We start from the raw sequence: 1583 nt of genomic DNA, 5'->3' as shown, positions 1-1583 counted from the left end.
GCACTCATTCAGCGCCTCACCAACAAACCGTCGCATGAACTCCTTTGATCTCTTTGGAAATCCGGAAGGAAGGCGCACACTCCCTAATAGTGACCCAGGGAACCGGCTTTCGTATTCTGAAGATATCACCCCAATGGGCGAAGAGATTGAAGATGGCAGCACGCCAAAACGCCGCTTCCTAGGGATTGGCATTGTGCTTGGGGCTTCAATCAGTATTTTGGCCCTCCAGGCCTACCACCTCCAGGTAAGCAATGCCGGAATTAACAGGAGTTTGGCAGAGGGTAACAGCGTGCGCCTCCTTACCGTACCCTCAGACCGTGGCCTCATTGTGGATGCTAACGGCGAAATTTTGGCACAGAACAGCCGGAAGTTGGCACTCGCCATCAACCCACAGACCCTTCCTACCCGTAAGAAGGACCGTGAGACCGTCTACGCCCTCCTCAAGGAGAAAGCGGAGCTTACCGATGAAGACATTACCTACATCGAGGAGTTCCGGAGCAAGAGCCCCGAGCCTTTTGCGGTAAAGACCAACTTAACCAAGGACGAGAGCCTCCTCTACCGAGAATGGTTCTCCGACACACAGGGCGTAATCCTCCAAGAGCTGCCTGTCCGTCGCTACATAGACATCCCCTCACTAGGCCATCTTATTGGGTACATGGGCCGGCCGGACCAGCAGGCAGTAGACAGCGGCGTATCGCCCAACACGCGCGTGGGACGCGCAGGCCTTGAGAAGCAGTACAACGACATCCTAAGCGGCAAACCCGGCGTCCAGCACGCTGAGGTGAACGCAAGCGGCGAGGTTGTCCGTTTAGTGCCTGACAGCGCTAACAGCGAACCAAAGACCGGCGACACACTAAAGCTGAGTATCGACGCAAAGCTTCAGAAAGTAGTGTCCGATGCCCTCATTCATGAACTGGAGCGCCGCAAGAAGAAATTTGGTGACCTTCCCAAGCTAGGAGCCAGCGCAGTAGTAATTGAGCCTCAAACAGGTGCCATTAAAGCCATGGTCTCCCTGCCCGACTATGGGGCCTCCCTTTTCGCAGAGGGCATTGCTAAGGACGAGTATCAGAAACTACTAGACAACCCCGCAAACCCCCTTCTCAACCGCGCCATGCAAGGCACGTATGCCCCAGGTTCAACTATTAAGCCGTTCGTGGCGTCTGCTGGGCTCCAGACTGGCATCATCAAGCAGGACACCTCTTTCTACACCCCTGCCGCCATTACCATCGGCAGCTTTAGCTTCCCAGACTGGAAGCTCCACGGCCAAACCAATACACGGCAGGCCATTGCCGAATCAAACAACATCTTCTTTTACGCTCTCGGTGGTGGATGGGAGGAGCGGAACATGAAAGGCCTTGGGATAGATAGACTGGCTGAGTACTACCAAAAGTTTGGGTTTGGCGCCAAAACCGGTATCGATATCCCTGGTGAAGCAAGTGGTCTTGTGCCTACCCCTGCCTGGAAAAAAGAGGTCATTAAAGACAACTGGTACATTGGCGACACCTACCAGGCCTCGATTGGCCAAGGATTTGTATTAGCCACCCCACTTCAGCTGGCTTCTGCCACCGCCAGCATCGCCAATG

General features: G+C 54.6%; 1 protein-coding gene. It reads left to right on the top strand.

The genetic code is table 11. The features are described 5' to 3' along the window. Positions 1-34: 34 nt before the first annotated feature. The coding region (locus tag VLA04_01860; GenBank protein HSI20441.1) for a penicillin-binding transpeptidase domain-containing protein at positions 35-1583 on the top strand (1549 nt) is incomplete at its 3' end.

The sequence above is a fragment of the Verrucomicrobiia bacterium genome, from assembly GCA_035460805.1.
GTDB lineage: Bacteria > Patescibacteriota > UBA1384 > CAILIB01 > CAILIB01 > DATHWI01.
Note: the sequence above shows the minus strand (reverse complement) of the source record. Positions and strands in the feature narration are given on the sequence as shown.